This is a genomic window from Microcystis sp. Msp_OC_L_20101000_S702 (assembly GCF_007095705.1).
Classification (GTDB): Bacteria; Cyanobacteriota; Cyanobacteriia; order Cyanobacteriales; family Microcystaceae; genus Microcystis; species Microcystis ichthyoblabe_A.
Genome location: NZ_SFBO01000066.1, coordinates 1 through 25,666, shown reverse-complemented (window position 1 = coordinate 25,666; position 25,666 = coordinate 1). Strand labels below are relative to the sequence as shown.

The following is a 25,666-nucleotide window of genomic DNA, read 5'->3' as shown; positions in this document are numbered from 1 at the left end:
AATCACAATTGTCTATTTTATTTTTTTTGGTGACATTGAAATAATTTTGTTTAAGAATCATGAATTATCAATATCGTGTCGGGGGTAGTCTTGCTTATAACCATCCTACCTATATCGAGAGAAATGCCGATCAAGAACTGTTAACGGCGTTGAAAAATGGTCAATTTTGCTACGTTTTCAACTGTCGTCAGATGGGCAAATCCAGTTTAAGGGTACGAGTAACTCATATTTTACAGCAATTGGGCAGGGATTGCGCGTCCGTAGATATAACCAGTCTTGGTAGTAATGATAATTTATCCCAATGGTATAACGGCGTGATTACCCGTTTGTTTTTAGGATTTAATCTGACGGGAAAAATTAATCTTAAATCCTGGTTGCGCGAGCGAGAGGATTTACCCCCCGTGCAGCGTTTGGGACAATTTATTGAGGAAGTTTTATTAGTTTATTGTCGGGGAGAGAAAATATATATTTTTATTGACGAGATTGATAAAATTCTCAGTTTACAGTTTTCTCTAGATGACTTTTTTTCCCTGATTCGTTATTGTTATAACCAAAGAGCGGAAAATTCCCAGTATGAAAGAATTACTTTTGCTTTATTCGGTGTGGCTACCCCAGCAGATTTAATTCGCGAAAAGACGCAAACATCTTTTAATATCGGCCAAGCGATCGAATTAACGGGATTTAATCTTGCAGAAATTGCTCCTCTAGCTGCGGGATTATCCGGTCAAAGTAATTATCAACCCGACTGCTTAGAAAAAATTATTTTTTGGACGGGAGGACAGCCATTTTTAACCCAGAAAATCTGTCAGCTATTGCTGGAAACTAATTTAGATATTGAGACGCTGATCAAAGAAAGAATTATTAATAATTGGGAATCTCAAGATGAACCAGTGCATCTGCGAACTATTGCCGATCGCTTGTTAAGAAATCAAGATAAAGCAGGTCGTTTGTTAGGCATCTATCAACAAATTTTAGAAAAGGGGGCAATCCTCTGCGATGATAGTCCAGAACAAGGGGAATTAAGGTTATCGGGGTTAGTGGTAAAAAAGGATAATAAATTAGTAGTTTATAATCCTATTTATCGAGAAATATTTAATCTCAATTGGGTAGAAAAACAATTAGAGCAATTGCGTCCCTACTCAGAAGCGATCGCCGCTTGGCAACAGTCTAATTATACCGATGAATCGCGGCTTTTACGCGGAAAAGCTTTAAATAATGCTCTCGATTGGTCTCAGGGGAAAAGCTTAAGTAATCTTGATTATCAGTTTTTAACTGCCAGTCAAAATCTCGATAAAAGAGAGGCAGAAATTAGTCTAGAAACCCAGAGACAAGCTAATAAAATTCTAGCAATTGCTCACCAAAAAGCCACCGAGAGAATTAAAATTGGCTCAGTAATTTTAATTGCTTCTCTTTTGGGTTCTCTCTTAGCTTTTATTCAGGTAAAACAAGCATGGCAACAAGTAGAAACCGCTCAATTGGGTATTCAATTACAGCGCAAGGGTGATAGTTATTGGCAGCAATTTCAATTTGAACAACTAGAATCTTTAATTGCGGCTATGCAAGCAGTAAATAGTTTAAAAAACATCGTTACTGATGACCAAACCTTGAGTAAATATCCTGCTACAAGTCCAATTATTACTCTGCAGCAAATTTTAGATCGCATTCAAGAAAAAAACCAACTGCAAGGACACCGAGGAACTATTTATAGTGTTAGTATTAGTCCTGATGGTCAAAAAATTGCCACTGCTTCTCAAGATGGGACGGTAAAAATTTGGAATCAAAAAGGTGAGAATATTCAAACTTTGACAGGTCATCAAGGAGCAGTTTATAGTGTTAGTTTTAGTCCCGATGGTCAAAAAATTGCCACCGCTTCCGAAGATAAAACCGCCAAAATTTGGAACTTGCAAGGGCAAAATTTAGTCACCTATCCTGACCATCAAGAATCAGTTTATAGTGTTAGTTTTAGTCCCGATGGTCAAAAAATTGTCACCACTTCCAGGGATAAAACCGCTAGATTATGGAATGTATCAGGTGAAACTTTACAGGTATTTAAGGGACATAAAAGATCGATAGATGCAGCTAGTTTTAGTCCCGATGGTCAAAAAATTGCCACCGCTTCCCGGGATGGTACGATTAAAATCTGGGATTTATCAGGTAAAATTATCTTGAGTTTAGGTCAAGAAAATATTGAGGCTTTTTATAGTGTTAATTTTAGTCCCGACGGTCAAAAAATTGCCGGAGCAGCGGCCGATAAAACTGCTAAAATCTGGGATTTAGAGGGAAATTTAATAGCTACTTTCCGGGGACATCAAGATTTTGTCAACAGTGTTAATTTTAGTCCTGATGGAGAGTTTATAATTACTGCATCTAGTGACGGTAGTGCTAAAATTTGGGGAATGCAAGGGGAAGAAATAACTACTCTCAGAGGACATCAAGAATCAGTTTTTACTGCTGTATTTAGTCAAGATGGAAAACAGGTTGTAACTGGATCGAGTGATGAAACGGCTAAAATTTGGCAACTGAACAATTTAAATCAAGCTAAGGCCGATAATACCAGCGTTAGCATTAATTCCCAGGGCAATATTATCGCTATTGCTAACAAAGATGGTCAGATTACTTTACTCGATTCCCAGGGGAAAAAAATTAGAGAATTTGCCACAAAAATGCGTTCAATCTATAGTATAGCTTTTCATCCCGATAGTAATCAGATAGCGATTACAGGAAGAAGTGGAAAAGTACAAATCTGGAGCAAAAAAGGAACAATGCTTCAAGAATTTACTGCTAGTCAAGTACCGATTTATAGTCTTGCTTTTAATGGAGAGGGAACAGCAATCATCACGGGAACAAGCGAGGGAAAAATTCAATACTGGCATTTAAGCAATCATCGTCCTCAATTAATTAATTCTTGGACAGCCGATGATAGTATTATCTATAATTTGGTGTTTTCTCCCGATGACCAAAAAATTGCTACCGCTACTCGGGGAAAGATTAAAATTTGGGATTTACAGGGCAATATTTTAAAGGAGATTAAAACCGATTCTTTTCCCGTTTATGGAGTTAGTTTTAGTCCCGATGGTGAAAAAATCGCCGCTATTTCAAGGGATGGTACAGCTAGACGCTGGGACATGGACGGAAATTTGCGCTCCGAGTTTAAAATAGAAGAAGATATCGTCTATGGGATCACTTTTAGTCCTGATGGTCAAGAAATTGTGATTATTTCTAGGGATGGTCAAAAGCATCGATGGCCCTTAGAAACAGAATATAATTATTTACAAAAATTGCTCGATCGAGGTTGTCTTTGGTTAGAAGATTATCTCAGGAATCGTCCCGAAAAACGAGAAGCTCTATCCCTGTGTACTGGGAAAATAAAACCATTCACCTTTTAAACTTGGTTTGACTGGGTGGGGGCAAAGGTTAAATTAATTAGTTAATTTCTTGGGTTCTTCGGTTTGTCTTATGCAACGAACAGGGTTATAAGGGATGAAACCCTTATAGAAACAGACATTACTGCGATTTTTGTCAATTGTTTGCGATCTGGAGCGAACTAATCAATTAAATCTCTTGCCAGATCAGGATTTAGTCGATTTATGTCTCCATATAGAATCATACCAAGTAACGAAGAACCCAACATTTTTGGTTTTAACGCTAGAATTTTATCTAATGGCTTTTTCTCAAAGGGGAAGTCCAGTTATAATCATTGTCTTTGTGTCTTTGCTACTCTAAAAATTTCTTGAGCTGTTGCTGAACCGACAAAACGCCAGTGCCAAGGTTCATAACTAACACCTTGAAAATTGTTTTTCGGAAATGATAGTTCAAAGCCATATTGAGCAGCGTGAACTTCTAGCCAGCGATAGGCTTCAGTAGAGTCGAATGTCAATTTGAGGATAGTATTAGGACTTTTACCGTCACCAACATCGAGAGCATAGCCTGTATGATGTTCGCTGAAACCTGGAGGCGCACTCAGTTTAGAGGCTGCTTTCTTGCTTCCTTGGCGTTGAATTTGTCGCTCAAACAGCTTTTTTTGATCGGCAACTGAGCGAAAGCCAGAAACAGGAATGATCTCAATTCCCTCTTGTTGAGCGGCTAATTGCATCTGTTTAAACATCTCTGCCGCTTCTCGATTTAGATATGCTTTACGTTCGTAGAAAATACCAATTTCCACTAAATCATTAGCATTTTCTTCGTATTTTATATGAAAAGGAATTTCAGTTTGGTTAGGGGGTGAAAGTACAGTGTGATTGGGAGGTGGCGAAGATAGTGAATAGATATCATCAGCACCAGTAACCATCTGTTTGGGCGAAGGAACTGGCAGAGCTTTGGATGTATTTGCCAAAGGATAAGGTCGCTGTAAGGGAGGCGTTAGAGTATTTTTAGGGATAGGAGCAGGGGAAATTAGAGAAGTAGAAGAAACTGAAGGCGAGGTAGAAACTATCGCAGTGGTTGGCGGTTCAGTCGGCTGTTTAAACCCTAAATAAATCGATACACCCATTACAACAATTATAGGAATAATAAAATATCGAAAAGCTGAAATAAAAGATTTCATATTAGTTGTAGTAATTGTGTGCAGTTACTTATTGTCACACTAGAGCTAGTCAGAACTAATTAATTGATCAGCAGCAATCCAGCCTGTCGTACCGGACTGAGGATGATAGACTTTGTACCACTGAAAACCTCCTCTATCGTAACTACTGCCCAAAATTTGCACACGATCGCCTGTACGGACAGTTCCTACCACCCCATAAAAAGTTCCAGCACCAGAACGAAGGTTTTTGGTTCCTGGAGTGCCGCTAACTTTAGCATTAGTTATGGGGTCAATAGAAAGTAAATTACCAGCAATCCATCCATCAGCCCCCGATTGGGGAAAATAAATTTTGTACCAGGGTAAGTTATCACTATTTCTAGCAGATTCGATAACTTGAACACGATCGCCTGGATAGGCAATATGTCTTGGTGCATATTCTAAACCAGGACCACTGCGAATATTTGTCTTCCCTGGGTTTCCTACAATTGTGGCATTAGTGCTTTTGGATTGTATAGGAGTAGGAGCAAATACTCTTACTTGTTTAGTAAGTCTGGCATTTTCTTCTTTTAGTTCTTTTAATTCGGCAAGTCTGGCTTTTTTTTCTTTAAGTTGTGTTTGTACTTGGGACAGTTGGAACAGATTAATAGTAACACTTATTGTTAGTAAAAATACAGATAATAAAGCTAATGTTAATCGGTTTTTGTTCCACCAAATTTTATATTTTTCTTTTCGCGTTAGCTCATACCCTTCATAAGCTCGTGTGGGCTCAACTTTATATGCTCTGTTATATTTTTCTAATGCTTGTTGATAGTTTTTAGTGTCAAGATAATCTTCAGCTAATTTAAATAAAACCGTAAAATAATTGGGATTTATTTGTGAAATTTGTTCATAGATATAAGAAGTAGATAAATTACGATTCTCAGCTATATCTTCGGCCAATTCAAAAAGTCTGCAAGCATCTAAATCAACTTTTTCTAAATCCCAGATAGCCTGTCTTAAAGGATAGCGTTTAACCAACCAATAACGAACTAGCTTAACTTTAATTTTGTAGTGAAATTCTGAATTTTCTACTCTCTCTAAAAATTCCCATTGAACTAAATTTTCTGGAGCTTTATTTAAAGCTTCTGTTATGATAACTCCATATTCTCTGAGCAGTTTTAAAGGTTCTTCTGTCACTGAATTATTTTTCTTCTCAGCCATTTTCTCCGCTTGCGCTACTGCTGAAAAAACAACTCTTTCAGGAATCGGTAATCCATCTCGAAACCAAGCTAGTCCTCCTTCAGCAGTTTCAATTGCATCATCGACAATTTTAGTAACATCATCACAGGTAATTTCTGACTTATCCTCTTCTTCAGCTTGTAAAAAAAGAGCATTACATATCACTTGAGTAAAATAAGGATGACCTGAACTCAATTCTAAAATTGCATCGATAGCCTGAGAATCATAGTTTAAATAATGTGCAGCAGGTTCAGTAATCAATGCTTTAGCATCTGATTTTTCTAATAAGCCAATTTCTTGATTGACAGCTTGTCTAAATAAGCTTTTTAAGTTGGTTAAATCTTCTACTCTTCTCCCTATTACTGGAATGATAAATAAATTATTGTATTGACCGATAAGAGTTTCCAGATAAGGGAAAAAAGATTCAACTGGGGAATCAGGTGTTTGATCATTTAAAACATCAAATTCGTCTAATAACCAAACCATTTTTCGTTTCTGCTCTTTTAAGACCTCAATTACTTGAGGTAAAAACTCATCAGAGAAAACCGTTTTATAATTCAAGGACAAAGATTCTGATTGAGGAATATTCAACTTATCAGCAATAGTTGAAGCAAGATTTTGTAAGATACTGTCAAGTGGTAGTCGCGTTTTATCATGCAAATCAAAATAGATAAACACGAACTCACCTAGTCCCACAAAATTAGGAATTTGCATGAGTACAGAAGATTTACCAATACGTCTTTGACCATGCAGCAAAACAACTTGTGTATTTTGTTTGAGATTATCTTCAATAAATCTAAAAAGTTTCCGTCGGCCAAAAAATGACTCTCGGTCATAAATGGGACGACCGACAATATAGGGATTTATGTACCTTGTTTGTGTTGTCATCATGATAATAACCCCCCTACTTGCTCAATGATAGATGCTATCTTATCTTTATTTTGCCATAGCCAACGAATAGCAGTATTAACTCTTGTCGTCTGTTGGCGGCTCATTAAATTAAGGAATCCTCTTTGTCGTTTTTTCAACTCCTCTTCCTGGCTATTCTCGATTTGCTTAATCACCCACCACTCCATTATAGATGAGCAGAAAGAATAAGTAGTATTTTCTTCTCCCTCTACCTTCTTTAAGATACCTCGCTCAACCAAATTATTTAATTCTATTTCTTTTTGACTGAAAATCGCTTCAATTCCACCGAGAGCGTATCGATTCCTCCCTAATTTGCCTTCTAATTGGGATAAAGCCAGTAACATTAACAAATTTTGCTCTGTTTCAGTGGACAGTTGCCAAATAGCTTGAAATAAGTGTAAAGTGTTTGTTTGAAATTCTTGAATAAATTTTTTCTCATTAAGGTTATTTCCCGAAACCAATTCTTCATATAATAAGAAACAAGCATTTTGCAGTAAAGCTGGATTACCATCAGCAATTTTACGGATAGCTTGTTTCCAACCCAATAGACTCTCACTTCTATCGAGTAAAAGGTTTACTTCCTGATTAGTAAAAGGCTTAAGATTTTCAAATAAATAACCATTATACCAAGGTGATTTATCAGGTGTAAGTTCTGGACCAATTTGACTCAACCGACGAGATGAAGTCACAACTATCGAGATATTTTGCTCCTCGGATTGAGCCAGGGTACGACACTGACTGACGAAGGTATCTATATCAGCTTTCGTATATTGGGAATTGGGACGTAAGGTTACATCGTAATTATCGATAAGTAAAACTAAAAATTTACCCTGTTCCTTAAGTAAACGCAAGATAATAAGCAAATCATTAACCGTGGCTTCTGGTTTTTCTGAAAGAGTATCAATACTGGTTTTTAAGAAAGAAAAATTATTCTTAATTGTTACTAAAATATTGCGCCAAAAATCAGAAATCTTAAAAGGTTCCAGGCTTTGACAGTCAATGAATACAACAACTGCTTGGTTATAATCTTGCCCGCATTGTTCCCAGATAATAGGATATGTTAGCAGTTTTAAAAAAGATGATTTGCCCATACCCGGACCACCCCAAACCGCTAGAGAACTACGGCTTCTAATCTGATGCAATGCTCTCCTGATTAATGTCTTTCTTCCAATGAAATTTTCAGGAGTAACTCGTTGACCAATAGTGAAAGGATTTGAAGGCATGATCATTTTTTTAGACCCGATTGGAAAAATCAAGGAAGAATGCTTACCCAGTTTGATATTGAGGCTTTAATCTCCCAACCACCAAATCTATTATAGAACCCATTTGGTATCTTTTATAATGTAGATGCTAGGCTGAAAAGGTGAAGCGAAAACCTTGTCCATTATAGGTTTCAGGGAAGAGAGTCTGTAGCCTGTTTAACGGCAATACTTTGGTCTGAACCCCGTCAGTGAATGCGCCACCGTCTAGTCGTCCCCGAAAATCAATAGAGGAGTAAGCTAAAATCTACTCAAGTAGTATGACGAATGAAGAGTAGTCTATCGCAGAACCGCTATTGCCAAAGAAGAAATTGACTGGCCCCCCCGAAAGGGACAAAACGACAGATTTTAGATGGGATTTTCTATCAACTCAAAAATGGCTGTAATTGGCGGGAATTCCCGAAAGATTTCTCTCCCTACTCCACCATGTTCTGGCATTATAAACAGTGGAAAAGTCAGGGAATCATGGTTCTTCGGTTTGTGTTATGCAATGGACGGGGGTTATAATAAATGTAACCCTTATATAGAAAGACATTTGGCAATTTTTGTCAACTGTTTTTGATCTAGAACGAACTAATCAATTAAGTCTCTTGCCAGATAAGGATTTAGTCGATTTATGCCCCCCCTATCGAACCATACCAAGTAACGAAGAACCATTTCTTGGGTAATTATTGCCTAACCTACCCGCTCAATAGTCTTAATTTTTAATCCGATGAGGGGGGATTTTCTGCGCTTTGCGATCGAGTTTCTGGGGGAGTATCTTCTCCGATACTTTTTTCTGGGGGCAAATCTTCCTCTGGGGGGGAATTTTCTTCACTTTTTGAGCGAGTTTCTGGGGGAGTATCTTTTTCGATATTTTCTTCTGGAGACAAATCTTCCTCGGTAACTTCAATAATCACCGTTTCGCTAACGGCAATAGTTTCGACTTCAACAGTTGCGACAGGTTCAGTCGGGGGAATTTCTGGGGGAATTTCTTGGGCATTTTCGGAAGGGTTGATCTCTTCTATTGCCAAATCAAAATCATCGAAATCATCGAAATCATCGAAAGTTTCATCATCATCAATAATTTCTTCGGCTTTTTCCCCAATTTCTGTCACTGATTCTGTAGTAGTTTCTCCGATAGCTGCGGCTTTTTCGGCAACGGGGGCAACCGTTTCTTGAGCTTTTTCCGCAATTTCTGTCACTGATTCTGTAATAGGTTCCCCGATAGCTGCCGCTGTTTCGACAACGGGAGCAACCGTTTCTTTAACCTTTTCTTTAACTTTTGCCGCTACTTTCTCAGCTTTAGCTTTAGTTTTAGGGGATTGGGAGGGAGTAACTTTGCCGAGACGATTGCCTAACCAACCGACAATAGTAAATAATTTAACCGGTTTGTCGGGATAAAAAAGTGCTTGTCTGAGTTTGAGAGTTTGCCAAGCAAAAGCAATAAATAATATGGCCGCGGCAGCTTGTCCGAGGAGGATAGCGCCTGTAATCCTTCCCGCGCACAACCAGAGGACAAGGGCATAGAATAATCCTACCGCACTCCAGAGAAAATCATCTTGACGGTGGCGATCGGGGGCGATAAAAGCGGTGGTGAGGAGGTAGAGACTACTTAATCCCACCACGACCGCTAGGATATAGGGCAACATTTGCGATTCTCCTTTGACATTTCCTTTTTTATTGTGCGTTATTTGGGGTCGATCGAGTCTATTTTTTGATTAATTTGGGAAATTATCGAGTCAGATAGTCTTTACCTGTGTTTATGAATAGCCAGCGTTAATATTAGGAAATTCTGGGTTTATCCTCTGCTGCTTGTGCTGATCAGATTAAACAAGCTTTCGGATCAAATGATTAAGTTTTGGTCTTTAACAAGCAAAGCAAAATTAGCAACTCTTGATCAACCCACAGACAAACTGTTATTTTTAGTAATTAGTGCCGATGGTAAATATTTAATTATTGGTAGTGCTGACAAAACTGTAAAAATCTGGCAAAATGGGTAATAGTGACACCTCAAGATAAGTAAGTAGTTATAATTAAATTGAAGATAAATTTCGCTTCTGATCCCCCCTGCCCCCCTTAATAAGGGGGGTGCCGATTCCCCCTTAGTCCCCCCTTGATCAGAGGGGTGTCTGACAACTTTTAACACCTACCTACTTAACTGCTATAATTAGAAACTCATGCCGACAATATTTTATTGGGGAGAAGATGAATTTGCTATCAACCAAGCGGTGAAAAATCTGCAAGCAAAACTTCTTGATCCCAATTGGATACAGTTTAATTATGATAAAATTAATGGTGATCGCAATGAGGCAATTATCGAGGCCCTCAATCAAGCGATGACTCCAGTTTTCGGCATGGGAAATCGTTTAGTTTGGTTAGCCGATACGGTTATTTGTCAACAATGTTCCGAGGATATTCTCAAGGAATTACAGCGCACTTTGCCCAATTTACCCGAAAATTCCTATCTGTTATTAACCAGTGCCAAAAAACCCGACTCCCGCTTAAAATCGAGTAAGTTTATCCAAAATCAGGCCGAGGTTAAAGAATTTGAACTAATTCCGCCTTGGAAAGTCGAGGAAATTGCCCAAAGAGTTAGGGAAATTGCCAAAGAAGTGGGGGTAAAATTAACCCCCGATGCGATCGAACTCTTAGCAGAATCAGTGGGAAATAACAGCCGCTTGTTGTGGATGGAGTTAGAAAAACTGCGTTTATTTAAAAATAATTCGGCGGGAACTATTGACAAAAAGGACATTTTAAGCTTAGTCAATGCCAGCAATCAAAGCAGCCTACAGTTAGCTAGTGCGATTTTAAAACGGGAGACAGGCAAGGCCCTCGAATTAGTCAATGAATTATTAAATCGTAACGAGAACCCCTTGGCTATCACCGCCACCCTAGGGGGTCAATTTCGCACTTGGGCAATAGTAAAATTAAAAATTGAAGAAGGAGAAAAAGACGAGAAAAATATCGCCGCCGCCGCCGAAATTGCCAATCCCAAGCGACTATATTTCATTCGCAAAGAGATACAATCCTTTTCTTCTAAGCAACTTCTCGCCACCTTGCCCATACTTCTGGAATTAGAATATCGTCTCAAGCGGGGTGCAGAACCTTTGGCAACTTTGCAAACAAAAATTATTGAACTTTGTTGTTTATTGGTGACTTAATACTCTTCCTTGCTGTTCAGAAATCCTCTAGAATAAGATTCTAGAGACTTCTCAAGAACCACAATGACCGATGATGCCATCCCTAGTCTAAATTTAGCCATCTCTAGTTTAGCCACGAGTAATAATTTCGCCCGTTGGGTGACGAAAGCACCCCTACCGGGGGGATATGTGCATCATGACTGTGAATGGACCGAGAGTCTAACCACGGAATGGATGGCATGGCAGGAAATGTTCTGTCTGGAAAAAATGCCGCCCTTGCCGATGTTAGAGCAATTAGAGGGAAATCCCCGACCTAAACTGACTCTTTCGGGAGAAGGCGGCAGTTATGGAGGTCGATTAATGCAGAAACTAGGTATTAGTCTCTGGCAATGGTTATTTCAAGCATCAATTGGTCAAAGTTTCGCCCAAAGTCAGGGAATCGCTCTCGGCAAAAATCAGCCCCTGCGAATTCGCTTGGAATGTCGCAATCCCTATTTAATTCTGCTGCCCTGGGAAATTATGCAGCAAGCGGGTAAACAGGCTATATCTCTGCATCCGAATATACTCTTTAGCCGGACCACCAGCGATGTGGAACCACTACCACCGATAAAACCGAGTAATAGTCTCAATATTCTCTTAGTTATCGGCGAAAAACAGATTAAAACCGCCGCTAGTTCCCTCAACCTCACCGCCATTAATACCGATGGAGAAACTAATCCCGACCAGGCACTGGAATCCGAGGCCGCCAATCTCATCCGGTCTATCTCCCCTGGGGGCAGTGGTTCCCTCCAGAATTGGGGAGTGAAAGTTAAAGTCGATACCCTAATTCGACCAGGGGCCGAAGAACTGACCAAGGCCTTGGATACGGGTAAATATAAAGCTTTTTTCTACGCTGGTCACGGAATCGCCGCCCCCAATGGCGGTTCCCTATTTCTGCGGCCGGGGGAACAGCTAAACGGGACGGAGTTAGCCCAAGCTTTGGTGAGAAATCAAGTTATTTTAGCGGTTTTTAATGCCTGTTGGGGGGCTTATCCCGCTAAATCGGGTCAGGAGATGATTCCCCGCAGCAGTCTGGCGGAAGTCTTGATTCACCATGGCGTTCCCGCAGTTTTGGCCATGCGAGATGCGATCGCTGATCGAGAGGCCTTGAGTTTTATCGAAGTTTTTACCCGCACCCTCTTCGGGTTCAAAGACAAAGAAGCGCAGATGTCCAAGTTGTTTCCCGCTCCAAGAGTCCCTATTGATCAGGCCGTTCGTATCGCCAGGCAGCAATTATTAACCCTCTACAAGTACAATCAACCCGCTTGGACTTTGCCGATTCTCTATATGCACCCGGAATTCGACGGGCAATTGCTGCAAACCCTTGATGAGACTCAATCACCGACGGTTATGCCCAATATCTCCGGAACCATGCCCGCCGCTTTCTTATACTATCTTGATCGTCCCGAAAGAAAATGGTCAATCCGTGGTGGTGCCATGAATATAGGACGGGACATGGAAAATGATCTACAGATTACTGAAAAATGGGTTAGTAAAAACCATTGTCGGATAATTTGCCGTAAAAATGCCGATTATCCAGACTATCAATACTTTCTCGAAGATTTCTCCCGTTTTGGTACTTTTATCTACCAAGATGGCCACTGGAAACAGGTTCATAACCAAGAAGTTCCCCTAGAGTCCGGTTTACAGATTCGCTTCGGCAGTTGCCAAGGCCAAATCCTCGCATTTGTGGTGGAATAATTAGGGTTGGCTGAAAAAGTTTGTCGTCGGGGTGGGGTGTGGGGTGTGGGGTGTGGGGTGTGGGAAGAATAAATAGAAATAATCTCCTGTCTCCTGTCTCGGAGTCTCCTGACTCCTGCCTTCGTTAACTAAGTTTTTGCTTCCTCTTTCAGGGAATAAATTGGTTTAAACCAACCTTTGCGCCAGAAGTAGAAAATCAAGCCTCCCGCTACGGCTAACATGACTAACCAGACAAGGAAATAACTCCATTCTCCTTTTAATTCTGGCATATTCTCGAAGTTCATGCCATAGACACCAACGATAAAAGTTAAGGGAATAAAAATCGTCGAAATTACGGTTAAAAACTTCATAATTTCGTTTAATTTATTGCCCATAGTGGACATATAAACATCCATCAAACTCGCCGCTAATTCTCGATAAGCTTCGATAATTTCCAGAATTTGAATGACGTGGTCGTAGGAATCACGAAAATAAATTTGTACTTCATCGCTGACTATACCATGATGGTCACGCATCAGTAAATGTAGGACATTTCGCATCGGCCAAATTAAGCGACGCAGTGCCAATAATTCCCGACGGACATCATAGATTTCCTGCATGGTATCTCGATCAGGATTACTAATGATCATATCTTCCAACGCCTCAATCCGATCTTCGTAGTGTTCTACCACGGGAAAATAACCATCGATAATCGTGTCTAATAATAAATAGGTTAAATAATCCGCCCCCGATTTCCGTACTCGTCCCTGGGAAGTGCGAATTCGATCTCTGACTATCTCAAAACAGTCCTGTAATTCCTCCTCTTGAAAACTTAAAAGATAGCGTTTTCCTAGTACAAAACTCACCTGTTCTGTATCAAAACCGCTTTCATCTTCTTTCAGTCGCACCATCTGAGAAATCACTAACAATTGATTGTTATAGTCCTCTAACTTGGGACGCTGCGGCACATTAACCACATCTTCTAATAACAAAGGATGCAGATTAAAAATTTCTCCCACCTGTTTTAAAACCGTCTCACTCCCTAACCCTTGAATATCCATCCAAGACACGGTATTTGTGCCAATATAGGGGGCGCAAGCATTGGGAGTAATATCCACCTTGCGAATGGCGTTATCTTCATCGTAGTCAATTAAAATAATCCGCGAGGGTTTGGCATCCGGTTCGATAATTAATGTCCCTGGTTCACTACCCGGTTCATCATAAAAATAATCGAAGTAGTCTTCTTCCTCGTCTCCATCGGTATCGGGACGATTGTTGACGAATATATCGGGTTGTAGTTGGGTCATAAGCTTACAACAATCTGGCTAATTTGGGCAATAAGAAAACAGAAAAGTTAAAAAATTTAATTTGCCTAAAGTTACTATCTATCGCCATGAGATTACATTGACATACTCCCACCGTCAAGCTACGCTGTGACGGGGGATTCTTTCCACATCGCTGTTAGAAATTCCTTGTTCAACGAGACAACTTAGATCCTCAATGTCTCCACTGAAAACCCAGAGGTCGGACTCTCCCAAGGCGTTTGGGTCGGTTTCTGTTTGCCCAACAGTACCGTTCAGATGATTTCCCAAATATTGCAACCCTTTTTTAAGAATATTTATTGCTGCATTATCATCCCTATCTAAGACTGTTTTACAATTGGGACATTGATGAGTTCTAGTGCTTAAGGTTTTTTGAACTCTCGTCCCACAAACTGAACAATCTTGAGTCGTGAAATGTGGTGGTACAGCAACACAAACAATCCGATAAATCTTGGCAAAATAATTCAACCATTCAGTGAATTGATACCAAGAAGCATCACTAATCGACTTGGCAAGTTTACGGTTTTTGACTAAGTTTCTTACCTTTAAAGCTTCATAAACTACCAGATCATTAGACTGGACTAACGCCAAAGCATCTTTAATTGCTTTGTCTTTACGTTGTCTTGACACCTTAAGATGAAGCCTAGCCACTTTTATCCGTTGCTTGTGATAGTTGTTAGACTGTTTCTTTCCTTTACGAAATCGTTTTGATAATCGTCGTTGTGCTTTTTTAAGTCGTTTTTCTGACTTTCTTAAATAACGTGGATTCTCTACTGTATTGCCTTGAGCGTCGGTATAAAATTCCTTTAACCCTAGGTCAATTCCTGTTATTTGTCCCGTTGGTTTATGGTATTCTTGCCGTTCTACGTCAATCAAAAACTGGCAATAATAACCATCGGCACGTCTAACAACTCTTACCCGTTTAATCTGTTGCTCTGAATAATAAACTAAGGTTTTTTGATTACACCATAAATCAAATTCTCCTGCTTTAAAGCCATCAGTGAACTTGATTTTACGTCTATCATCAGATAGTTTGTAGCCTGTTAGTTTATACTCAACCGAACGGCTATGCTTTTTGAACCGAGGAAAACCCTTTTTCCCCGGTATCTTAGCATGACAATTCTGGTAAAACCTATTAATTGATTGCCAGGCTCTATCAGCAGCCGATTGACGAGCTTGAGAGTTTAATTTATTAACCCATGGTGTCTCTTTATTGTTAGCTAGTACCGCACAAAGCTTTTGAAGATCATTCCGGGTTGTCCCCTTATTGTCCATCCAATAACGAACACAAGAGTTACGCACAAACTGAGATGTTCTAATTGCTTCATCAAGCCGGTGATATTGTTCTGGTGTCCCGTTTTTTAGCTTGGCTTCTACGACTAGCATTGATTAATCCTCGACCCTGGATCAATTAAGTATAACACAGTTTACCTACAAATGGTAGAATTAAAATCGTGCTTCGCAGTCAATATCCTGGTCGGATTTCATCCCCCGCAAAGGTTGATGTCTTGTCGAAAAATTTAGCGGGGGCATTCATCCGACATTTTAGGTAAACTGAAGATTGTTTACTGATTTATTCCCTCCTGATAATTGTCAACGATGAGATTAATCGGGAGAATTAGCAATATTGACGGCCAAAATTTATGGAATCCGCCTCTTTTATTCCCCGTCTAGTTATCCCCGTCGGTGATCCCGCCGGGATCGGTCCTGAAGTGGTGTTAAAAGCGATCGCCGATTCCGCAATCTCGTCCGGTTGTCAGATTACTCTAATCGGCACCAGAACGCTTCTCGAAAAAGCCTATCACGATCCCCATCTTCTTGATCGCTTTTCTCTGATCGATTTGCCCTACAATCAAGAAAAAATCGTTTTCGGGCGTGGGGATGCCCATAGTGGTGAAATTAGCTTTCTTTACCTGCAAGAAGCCATAAAACGCACCCTCAAGGGCGAATTTGACGGTATTGTCACCGGTCCGATCGCTAAATCCTGTTGGCAGTTGGCTGGTTATGATTTCCCCGGTCAAACGGAGGTTTTAGCTACCATGGCGGGAATTAACCGTTATGGGATGCTATTCGTCGCTAAATCCCCTCACACCGGCTATAACTTACGCACTCTCCTCGCCACTACCCACATCCCCCTGCGAGCAGTTCCTGATGCTCTTAACCCCGATCTGATGACCCGAAAACTAGACCTATTGATCGAGTCTTTAAAGCTAGATTTCGGCATCGATCGCCCCAAAATCGCCATATCCGGCCTTAATCCCCACAGTGGCGAAGCGGGAAAACTGGGAAGGGAAGAAAAGGACTGGTTACAGCCTTGGTTGCAGTCAATGGGACAAAAATACCCGCAAACCCAATTAATCGGCCTTGTCCCCCCCGATACCCTTTGGGTGGAACCGGGACGCGCTTGGTTTAGCGGTGCAGGGCAAACCGCCGACGCATATCTGGCATTATACCACGATCAGGGTCTAATTCCCGTGAAATTAATGGCTTTTGACTGTGCTGTTAATACTACCATCGGTTTACCTTTTGTTCGCACCTCTCCAGACCACGGGACGGCTTTTGATATCGCCGGCCTTGGCATCGCTAGGGCCCAGAGTATGCAAGCGGCGATCCAATTAGCGATCGAATTATGTCAGCAGCGGTACAACCAGAGAACTAAACTAGAGATATAGCGCTCGATAGGAGACAATTGGATATGGGTATCGCTTCAGTTAACCCTGCCACTGGCGAAATTCTCAAGACTTTTACCCCTCTAACCTCGGAGGAATTGGCGGCGAAATTGGCCCTAGCTGAGACAACTTTTCAGCAGTATCGCCGCACCGCCATCAGTAAACGGGGACAGTGGTTACGGCAAGCGGCGGATATTTTGGAACGGGATCAAGTAGCATTGGCTAAAACCATGACTTTAGAAATGGGGAAACCGATCAAGTCAGCGATCGCAGAAGTCCTCAAATGTGCCTTGGTTTGTCGTTTTTATGCCGATAATGCCGCCGGTTATCTGGAAGATGTGTTGATTGCCACCGATGCTAGTCGCAGTTTCGTCCGTTATCAACCGTTAGGGGTAATTTTAGCGGTTATGCCCTGGAATTTCCCTTTATGGCAAGTATTTCGCTTTGCTGCTCCCGCTTTAATGGCGGGAAATGTCGGCCTACTCAAACACGCTTCTAATGTTCCCCAATCAGCTTTAGCGGTGGAAAGAATTTTATTAGAAGCTGGTTTTCCTGAAGGCACTTTTCAAACTCTTTTGATCGGGGCCGATCGCGTTAGTGATTTAATTAACGATGAACGGGTAAAAGCCGCCACTTTAACCGGTAGTGAACCGGCGGGGATGAGTTTAGCAGCCGCCGCCGGAAAACAGATCAAAAAGGTGGTTTTGGAGTTGGGAGGTAGTGATCCTTTTATCGTTTTAGATAGTGCCGATATCGAGGCAGCAGCGGCTACGGCAGTGACGGCAAGATTGTTAAATAATGGTCAGACTTGTATCGCCGCTAAACGGTTTATTGTTATGGAAACTGTCGCCGATCAATTTGAACAGTTATTGGTGGCTAAATTCCAAGCTTTAAAAGTTGGTGATCCCCTCGATGAAACTGTTGATATTGGTCCTTTGGCCACGCTATCGATCGTCTCGGAAATTGCCGCTCAAGTGGAAAAAACCGTCGCTATGGGTGGTAAAGTCCTTGTGGGGGGTCAACGTTTAGAGGGGAAAGGTAACTTCTATCTACCGACGATTTTAACCGATATTCCTGCTGGTTCTCCGGGGGAAAAAGAGGAATTTTTCGGACCGGTGGCTTTACTATTTCGAGTCAAAAATATCGAGGAAGCGATCGCTTTAGCTAATGATAGTCCCTTTGGTTTAGGTTCTAGTGCCTGGACGAATAACCCCGCAGAAATTGAGCGTTTAATTACCGAAATTGAGGCCGGTTGTGTGTTTATTAACGGTATGGTTAAATCCGATCCTCGTTTACCCTTTGGGGGGATTAAACGTTCCGGTTTTGGTCGGGAATTAAGTGTGGAAGGTATTCGCGAATTTGTCAACGTTAAAACTGTTTGGATTAAGTAAATCAGTAGGGTGGGTTAGCAACGCGTAACCCACCACCATAACCAAAATCACTCACCATAATTATCGCTAGTTTACACTATCGAAGATCGCACCCTACGGATTAAAAATATGCCGCGTATTATTGATAATATTGAGTCCCATTTATTGCCAATTTTACGCGAAAGTTTATTAGCATCCCAACGCGCTGATTTTTGCGTGGGTTATTTTAATTTGCGCGGTTGGCAGTCCATCGATACCTATATTGATCACTTTCTCGGGGGTGATTTGTCCTGTTGTCGTCTCCTGATTGGTATGCAGCAAGCACCACAGGAATTACTACAGCAATCCCTGTCTTTATTGAAGCGCTCAAATGATATAGATAAGGCTACTTCTGCTCGTTTAAGAAAACAAATTGTTCAGGATTTTTGCCAACAATTAACTTGGGGGAATCCTAGTAATCGAGATCAGGAAGCTTTGCAACGTTTGGGAAAACAAATTCAAGCGGGTAAGTTAGTAATTCGCTTATTTTTGGGCTATAATCTCCATGCTAAATTATACCTTATTCATCGACAGGATGTCAATAACCCAACGGTGGGATTTTTGGGTAGTAGTAATCTAACTTTTGCGGGATTACAACAGCAGGGAGAATTAAATATTGATGTCCTTGACCACGATGCTTGTGCCAAATTACAAAAGTGGTTTAATGATCGTTGGTTCGATGCTTGGTGTTGGGATATATCCTCGGATATTGTCAAGGTGATTAACGAAAGTTGGGCCCGAGAAAGTCTTATTCCCCCCTATCATATCTATTTAAAAATAGCTTACCATCTTTCCTTTGAAGCGAGAGCCGGTTTAGCGGAATACAAAATTCCCCGACAGTTTGACCAAGACTTACTAGATTTTCAGAAATCGGCCATTAAAATTGCCGCTCGTTATGTGCAAAGACGCGGTGGGGTACTAATTGGCGACGTGGTGGGGTTAGGAAAAACCCGCATCGCTTCCATTCTAGCATATATTTTGCAGGAAGACTACGATTTAGAAATCTTAATTATTTGTCCGAAAAATCTCCTGACTATGTGGGAGGATTACAGCTATAAATACAAATTAAGAGCGAAAATTATCCCCTTAAGTCAGGTTATGCAGGAATTACCCAATCTGCGGCGCTATCGGGTAGTTATTATCGATGAAAGTCATAACCTACGCAATCGGGAGGGTAAACGTTATCGGGTGATACAGGAGTACATTAACACCAATGAAAGTCGCTGTATTCTCTTGACTGCGACTCCCTACAATAAAAACTATCTTGACCTGTCCAATCAACTGCGTTTATTCATTCAAGAGGATACTAATCTCGGAATTCGTCCCGAAAGACTACTAGAATCTCTGGGAGGAGAAATCGAATTTAACCGCAGATACCAATCTGCGGTTAAGTCCCTAGCAGCCTTTGAAAAAAGTGACTCTCCCGACGACTGGAGAGACTTAATGCGTCTCTATATGATTAGACGGACTCGCGGTTTTATCGAAAATAATTATGCTACAGAAGACGAACAGGGTCGTCGGTATCTAAAATTTGCTGATGGGTCGAGGGTTTATCTTCCCCAACGACAACTAAAGACAATCAAGTTTGACCTACAAGACTCGGTTTATGCGCGTTTATATTCGGAAGCAGTGGTGATAACTCTCAACGGATTGAAGTTACCCCGTTACGGATTGGGAAATTATCTAATTAAAGGATGCAAAGGGACAGAAGAGGAAGAAACCATCTTAAAAAGTCTATCCCGTGCGGGTAAAAGATTAATGGGTTTTTGTCGGACGAATTTATTTAAACGTTTGGAGAGTGGAGGGTATGCTTTCCTGCAATCCCTTGACCGTCATATTCTCCGTAACTATATTTTCCTTCATGCCATGGCCAATAATTTACCCCTTCCCATCGGGAGTCAGGATCCAGCTTTGTTAGACACTCGTTATCTGGATGAGGATTTAGTCACTCAGGGAGAAGATGAAAGTATAGAAACCGAGGAGACTGGGGGGATAACCGGGTTAGAAAAAGAGTATCAAAAAAGAGCCGAACAAGTGTATCAAAAGTATAGCGGTGATTATCGCAAGCGCTTTCAGTGGATTAACCCCGAGGTGTTTAAACCCGCATTGAAAAAAGACCTAAAATCCGATGCCTTGGCTTTAATAGCATTATTGCAAACCTGTGGAACCTGGCAGCCGGAGACCGACGAAAAGCTAGAGAAGTTATGGCAGCTGTTAGAGGAGAATCATCCCCAAGAAAAGGTGTTAATTTTTAGCCAATTTGCCGATACAGTCAGTTATTTAGTCACTCAGTTGCAAAATCGGGGAGTGGATAAGATTGCGGGAGTGACGGGAAACTCTGCTAATCCTGCGGAAATTGTCCATCGTTTTAGTCCCCGCAGTAATTCTCAGCAAGTGGGGGAAGAAATACGAGTCTTGGTTGCGACGGATATCTTGAGTGAAGGGTTAAATTTACAGGATTGTGCCATTATCGTTAATTATGACCTACCCTGGGCAATTATTCGCCTGATTCAACGGGCCGGAAGGGTAGATAGAATCGGTCAAAAAGCAAGTCAGATTCTCTGTTATTCCTTTTTACCTGCGGAGGGAGTGGAGAGAATTATTAAACTGCGGACGAGACTATCTCAAAGACTGCGAGAGAATGCGGACGTGGTGGGGACCGATGAGGTATTTTTTGAGGAGGAGATGGATAACCAGACTTTATTAGATCTGTATCATGAAAAATCTGAGGTTATCGATGAGGAGGAGGATCAAGAAGTGGATTTAACCTCGGAAGCGTATCAAATTTGGAAAAATGCGATCGAAGTTGACCCTAGTTTAAAACATACCATAGAGGATCTGCCGCCGGTGGTTTATTCTACCCGTTGCCATAGTGGGACAGCAACCCATCCGGAGGGAGTCATGGTTTATCTAAAAACTGCCGGGGGGAATGATGCTTTAGCATGGATTGATAAGCAGGGAAATAGTGTGACTCAATCCCAATTAACTATTTTACGGTCCGCTGCCTGTCATCCCCAAACCCCGGCCATTCCCCCCCATCCCCAACACCATCAGTTAGTACAAAAAGGTACAGAATTAATTGCGGAGGAGGAAAACAACTCCGGATCTAAATTGGGACGATTGACGGGAGCAAAATTTAAGACCTACGAGCGCTTAAAAAGGTATTCTCAAGATAGTAAGGATGATCTATTTGCTCATGAGGATTTATGCAAGGCTCTCGACCAATTGTATCATTATCCCCTTAGACAGTCGGCTCTCGATCGCTTAAATCGTGGTTTAAGAACCGGCATCAGTGACCAACAATTGGCAGATTTACTGGTATCTTTATATCAAGATGACCGTCTCTGTATTGTTCACCCACAAGAATCCACCCAAGAACCTCAGATTATTTGTTCCCTGGGTCTATTTCAACCTTCTTAAGTCCCCCTTATCAAGGGGGATTTAGGGGGATCAAAACAATTCAAGTCCCCCAATTCAAGGGGGATTTAGGGGGATCTAACCAATTCAAGTCCCCCTTATCAAGGGGGATTTAGGGGGATCTAACCAATTCAAGTCCCCCTTATCAAGGGGGATTTAGGGGGATATAAACCAATTCAAGTCCCCCAATTCAAGGGGGATTTAGGGGGATATAAACCAATTCAAGTCCCCCTTATCAAGGGGGATTTAGGGGGATCTAACCAATTCAAGTCCCCCTTATCAAGGGGGATTTAGGGGGATCTAACCAATTCAAGTCCCCCTTATCAAGGGGGATTTAGGGGGATCAAACCTTTTGCTATATTAAATGTATCTCCAATCTCAGCGAAGCGAATTGGATTGGTTCATAATTTATCGATATTTATCCATTATGCCCCTCAACTTCTCCCGGACTCGCGACTTATTATCTAACTTCCAATTTGGGGAACTGTTTATCGAGGAATTGGGATGGTCTCATCCTCGCGCAAAAAAAACTGTTAGTATCACCGTTGACAACCAAGAATATCCCTGTCAACGGATTGCGGAAGTGTCGGGAGTAGCAGTATTAGAGGTGACAACTACCGATATACCCGATGCGAAACTTCGTCGGGACATTCACCAGCAAGTTATCGAAAGAATTGCCGAAAATCTGCTAATTTTCGTCGATGGGGGACGGACACGCAGTTTATGGTACTGGGTAAAAAGAGAGGGAAGTAAAAGTTATATCCGCGACCATCTTTATATAAAAGGACAACCGGGAGATTTATTTCTCGGTAAACTAGCGGAATTAGTCCTCGATATCACCGATTTTGAAGATGGGGAACCCTCCGTGGTGGAGGTGGCCCATCGCTTACAAAAAGGTTTCGATATCGAAAAGATTACCAAGAAATTTTATCAGGAATTTCAGCGAGAGCATTTACAGTTCCTCCCCTTTATCCAAGGAATTGATCGAGAAAGCGATCGAAAATGGTACACTTCCGTTATTCTCAATCGTTTAATGTTCGTCTATTTCCTGCAGCGCAAGGGATTTATCGATAACGACTTCAACTATCTGCAAAACCAATTACAAGCAAGTCAACGACGCGGGAAAAATTTATTTTATCGTCAGTTTCTGCAAACCCTCTTTTTCCAAGCATTCGCTCAACCGGAATCCCAACGAGATGAGACAGTAACTGCATTGGTGGGAAAAGTCAAATATCTTAACGGAGGATTATTTCTCCAACATCCCCTCGAAAATCTTTATCAAAACATTTGTATTGATGACCAAGCATTTGAGAATATCCTCGATTTATTCTCCCGTTACTCTTGGAACCTTGACGACACTCCGGGGGGAAGCGATGACGAAATTAACCCCGATGTCTTGGGATATATCTTTGAAAAGTACATCAACCAAAAAGCTTTCGGTGCTTACTATACCCGTCCGGAGATTACTGAATATCTCTGTGATAGGACGATTAATAAATGGATTGTCGAGAGAAGTAATCAACATTATCCCCGCAAACAATTTGCCAGTATTTCTGAACTACTAATTAATCTCGATTCTCCCCTCTGTCAGCTTCTGATTGAAGATATTCTTCCCCAGCTTTCTATTTTAGACCCTGCCTGTGGTTCCGGTGCTTTTTTAGTGGCTGCGATGAAGACATTAATCGGAATTTATAGCGCGGTGATTGGGACAATTGAACTACGGGGAGACAGTAAATTAAAACAGTGGTTAACAGAGGTAAGAAAATCCCATCCCTCCCTCGGATATTACATCAAAAAAAGAATTATTTCCGATAATCTCTACGGTGTCGATATCATGGAGGAAGCGACGGAAATCGCAAAACTGCGTTTATTTCTCGCTTTAGTTGCTGCCGCACAATCGGTGACAGAATTGGAACCCTTACCGAATATTGATTTTAATATCATGTCGGGAAATTCCCTCATCGGTTTAATTCGCGTGGACGGAAAAAGTTTTAATCTCATGCAAACCCTCACCGCGCAAAATTATCAGACAATTCTCGCGGAAAAAAACCGCAGTATTGAATTATACAAAGAACACGCTTTTCGGTTGGGAGAAGTAGAGGGAACCCCCCAAGAAAACCGTCTTCAGATGTTACGCAATCACATCGAGGATGTCAACCGCGAATCGGTGCAGAAATTAAACCAAATTCTCTTAGATGAGTTTAGCGGTAAGTTGTCAATTAAGTACGAATCCGCACAATTAACGGGAAAAGCAAAGAAACGTTTATTAACTCTTTCTGATATGCAATCCCTGAAACCCTTCCACTGGGGTTATCACTTCGATAAACTGATTACAGAAAAAGGTGGTTTTGATGTGATTATCACCAATCCCCCTTGGGAAGTCTTTCAAACCGATGAAAAGGAATTTTTTCAGCAGTATGATAGTTTAATTCAGAAAAACAAACTTGATATAAAATCATGGAACAAACAGCGAGATAAACTTTTAGAGAATCCAGAAATCCAAAAAGCTTGGTTAGAATATTGTAGTGGTTATCCCCATGTTAGTGCTTATTTTAAAAAGTCCGAACAATATCGAAATCAAAATTCTGTAATTAACGGCAAAAGTGCTTCAAGGAAAATTAATCTTTATTGTTTATTTACAGAACAATGTTTTAATCTACTCCATCCCCAGGGAGAATGTGGAATAGTTGTTCCCAGTGGAATTTATACCGATTTAGGAACCAAACAACTGCGAGAAATGTTATTTTCTCAGACAAATGTGACAGGATTATTTTGTTTTGAAAATCGTAAAGAAATTTTTGAAAATGTCCATAGAAGTTTTAAGTTTGCTATCTTAACTTTTGAGAAAAATAAACAAACTCTTTCCTTTCCTGTAGAGTTTATGCGTCACGATGTTGAGGAATTACAACGGTTTCCCCATAAAGATAGTTTAGTAATTAGCGTCGATTTAATCCGCAAACTATCCCCCGATTCCCTCTCGGTAATGGAATTTAAACAAGATATAGATATTCATATCGCTGAAAAAATGTCTCGTTTTCCCCTGCTAGGAGAAACCCTTCCCGATACATGGAATCTCAAGTTAACATCAGAATTTAACATGACTACTGATAGTTATTTATTTAAAACTGAACCCGCAAAGGGAAGACTACCCCTCTACGAAGGAAAAATGATTGAACAGTTCAGCCATGGTTTATCTCAACCGCGCTATTGGATAAATGAATCAGAAGGAAGAAAAGCAATATTAGGAAAATTGCCAGATAATCAGCAGATACTAGACTATCAAACCTATCGAACTGGATTTCGTAAAATTGCTAGGAACACTGATAGTAGAACTTTAATAGCTACCATTATACCTCCTGCTTTTCATGGAGAAAACTTTCAATCTATTGTACATTTTCAAGAAGAAGTTAATCGTGCAACCAACAATAAAGAATGTTTATTCTTGGTTGCTATCTGGAATAGTTTTGTGCTAGATTATTCCCTTCGTCATCGGGTATCTGCTAATATAAATTTTTTCTACATCTATCAGCTACCTATCCCCCGACTAAAAGAGGGAGATAAATACTTTCAGGAGATAGTAGAAAATGCAACAAAATTGATTTGTACTACAGAAGAATTTGATCAATTAGCGAAAGAAGTGGGGATAGGTTCCCATAAAAATGGAGTAACAGAAGAAGCAGAAAGAATGGCAATTAGAGCGAAATTAGATGCAATAGTCGCCCACTTGTATGAATTAACCCCAACAGAATTTCAACATATATTAACTACCTTTCCCCTCGTCCCCGAAAGCGTCAAAACTGCCACCCTCAAAGCTTATCAAAACCTGTAGGGGAATTATGAATTATGAATTGGGAAGTGGGGAAATTGAACTAAAACCCCATAAACCCCAAAACCTGTCCCTTGACTGGAAAATAGAAGCTAAAATAACGCCAATTCTTCAATCAGAATAAATCCCTTGAGTAGAGGCTACATATCAGGAGAGTCACTCCACTTGCAAGAGTGACTCTTAAATTATTACAGATGTATCAGCAGCCGCGTGTAAGCATCCCACCGAAAAACTAATGCGCGGGGGGTTTGGGGGCGGCGCCACGCCCCCAACG

The 25,666-nt window shown here is 40.9% G+C and carries 15 protein-coding genes; 9 read left to right on the top strand and 6 right to left on the bottom strand.

The annotated features are described in order from the left end of the window. The first annotated feature begins 59 nt into the window (after window positions 1-59). Complete coding sequence (locus tag EWV60_RS06770; protein ID WP_287231649.1) at window positions 60-3,386, top strand: AAA-like domain-containing protein; 3,327 nt, start codon at window positions 60-62, stop codon at window positions 3,384-3,386. 308 nt (window positions 3,387-3,694) lie between these two features. On the opposite strand, the gene EWV60_RS06765 is transcribed toward EWV60_RS06770, so the two are convergent. Genes EWV60_RS06765 through EWV60_RS06755 form a run of 3 tightly spaced genes read right to left on the bottom strand, consistent with a single transcriptional unit; the run spans window position 3,695 to window position 7,872 of the window. Continuing rightward, complete coding sequence (locus EWV60_RS06765) at window positions 3,695-4,543, bottom strand: M15 family metallopeptidase (protein ID WP_287231648.1); 849 nt, start codon at window positions 4,541-4,543, stop codon at window positions 3,695-3,697. Between the two features lie 45 nt (window positions 4,544-4,588). Then, window positions 4,589-6,631, bottom strand: coding sequence for an SH3 domain-containing protein (locus EWV60_RS06760; RefSeq protein ID WP_287231647.1), 2,043 nt, complete (start codon window positions 6,629-6,631; stop codon window positions 4,589-4,591). Next, entirely contained in the window at window positions 6,628-7,872 is a 1,245-nt protein-coding gene (locus EWV60_RS06755; protein ID WP_036396454.1) for an NACHT domain-containing protein, read from the bottom strand. Before EWV60_RS06755 ends, EWV60_RS06760 begins: the two co-directional genes overlap by 4 nt. A gap of 351 nt (window positions 7,873-8,223) precedes the next feature. Between EWV60_RS06755 and EWV60_RS23145 the strand changes: the two genes are divergently transcribed. Further along, complete coding sequence (locus tag EWV60_RS23145) at window positions 8,224-8,415, top strand: transposase (protein ID WP_103111750.1); 192 nt, start codon at window positions 8,224-8,226, stop codon at window positions 8,413-8,415. A 197-nt stretch (window positions 8,416-8,612) separates the two neighbouring features. Here the strand turns inward: EWV60_RS23145 and EWV60_RS06750 are convergent, their stop codons facing one another. Next, the gene (locus tag EWV60_RS06750) at window positions 8,613-9,539 is read right to left on the bottom strand and encodes a Ycf66 family protein (protein ID WP_287231646.1); all 927 of its coding nucleotides are present in this window, start codon (window positions 9,537-9,539) and stop codon (window positions 8,613-8,615) included. A 198-nt stretch (window positions 9,540-9,737) separates the two neighbouring features. On the opposite strand from EWV60_RS06750, the gene EWV60_RS06745 reads away from it, so the two are divergent. From EWV60_RS06745 to EWV60_RS06735, 3 genes are all read left to right on the top strand, one after another. After that, window positions 9,738-9,890: a WD40 repeat domain-containing protein gene (locus EWV60_RS06745; protein ID WP_287231645.1), complete on the top strand. Its 153-nt coding sequence runs from the start codon at window positions 9,738-9,740 to the stop codon at window positions 9,888-9,890. 177 nt (window positions 9,891-10,067) lie between these two features. Beyond that, window positions 10,068-11,051, top strand: coding sequence for a DNA polymerase III subunit delta (gene holA / locus EWV60_RS06740; RefSeq protein ID WP_002755450.1), 984 nt, complete (start codon window positions 10,068-10,070; stop codon window positions 11,049-11,051). Window positions 11,052-11,114: 63 nt separating this feature from the next. Beyond that, the gene (locus EWV60_RS06735; protein WP_287231644.1) at window positions 11,115-12,770 is read left to right on the top strand and encodes a CHAT domain-containing protein; all 1,656 of its coding nucleotides are present in this window, start codon (window positions 11,115-11,117) and stop codon (window positions 12,768-12,770) included. Between the two features lie 128 nt (window positions 12,771-12,898). Here EWV60_RS06735 and corA read toward each other — a convergent pair whose 3' ends face one another. Both corA and EWV60_RS06725 read right to left on the bottom strand, forming a co-directional pair. Then, window positions 12,899-14,056 carry a magnesium/cobalt transporter CorA gene (gene corA / locus EWV60_RS06730; RefSeq protein ID WP_287231643.1) on the bottom strand — a complete coding sequence of 386 codons (1,158 nt, stop codon included), beginning with the start codon at window positions 14,054-14,056 and terminating at the stop codon, window positions 12,899-12,901. Between the two features lie 114 nt (window positions 14,057-14,170). Continuing rightward, a complete protein-coding gene (locus tag EWV60_RS06725; RefSeq protein ID WP_287231642.1) occupies window positions 14,171-15,457 on the bottom strand; it encodes an RNA-guided endonuclease InsQ/TnpB family protein in 1,287 nt (428 codons plus the stop codon). Between the two features lie 257 nt (window positions 15,458-15,714). Between EWV60_RS06725 and pdxA the strand changes: the two genes are divergently transcribed. The 4 genes from pdxA (at window position 15,715) to EWV60_RS06705 (ending at window position 25,395) form a co-directional block, all read left to right on the top strand. Beyond that, window positions 15,715-16,743, top strand: coding sequence for a 4-hydroxythreonine-4-phosphate dehydrogenase PdxA (gene pdxA / locus EWV60_RS06720; protein WP_287231641.1), 1,029 nt, complete (start codon window positions 15,715-15,717; stop codon window positions 16,741-16,743). A gap of 23 nt (window positions 16,744-16,766) precedes the next feature. Beyond that, the gene (locus EWV60_RS06715) at window positions 16,767-18,131 is read left to right on the top strand and encodes an NAD-dependent succinate-semialdehyde dehydrogenase (RefSeq protein ID WP_287231640.1); all 1,365 of its coding nucleotides are present in this window, start codon (window positions 16,767-16,769) and stop codon (window positions 18,129-18,131) included. A gap of 108 nt (window positions 18,132-18,239) precedes the next feature. Next, window positions 18,240-21,569 carry a helicase-related protein gene (locus tag EWV60_RS06710; RefSeq protein ID WP_287231639.1) on the top strand — a complete coding sequence of 1,110 codons (3,330 nt, stop codon included), beginning with the start codon at window positions 18,240-18,242 and terminating at the stop codon, window positions 21,567-21,569. Window positions 21,570-21,993: 424 nt separating this feature from the next. Continuing rightward, window positions 21,994-25,395, top strand: a complete 3,402-nt coding sequence (locus EWV60_RS06705; RefSeq protein ID WP_287231638.1) for an Eco57I restriction-modification methylase domain-containing protein — start codon at window positions 21,994-21,996, stop codon at window positions 25,393-25,395. The last annotated feature ends 271 nt before the right edge of the window (window positions 25,396-25,666 follow it).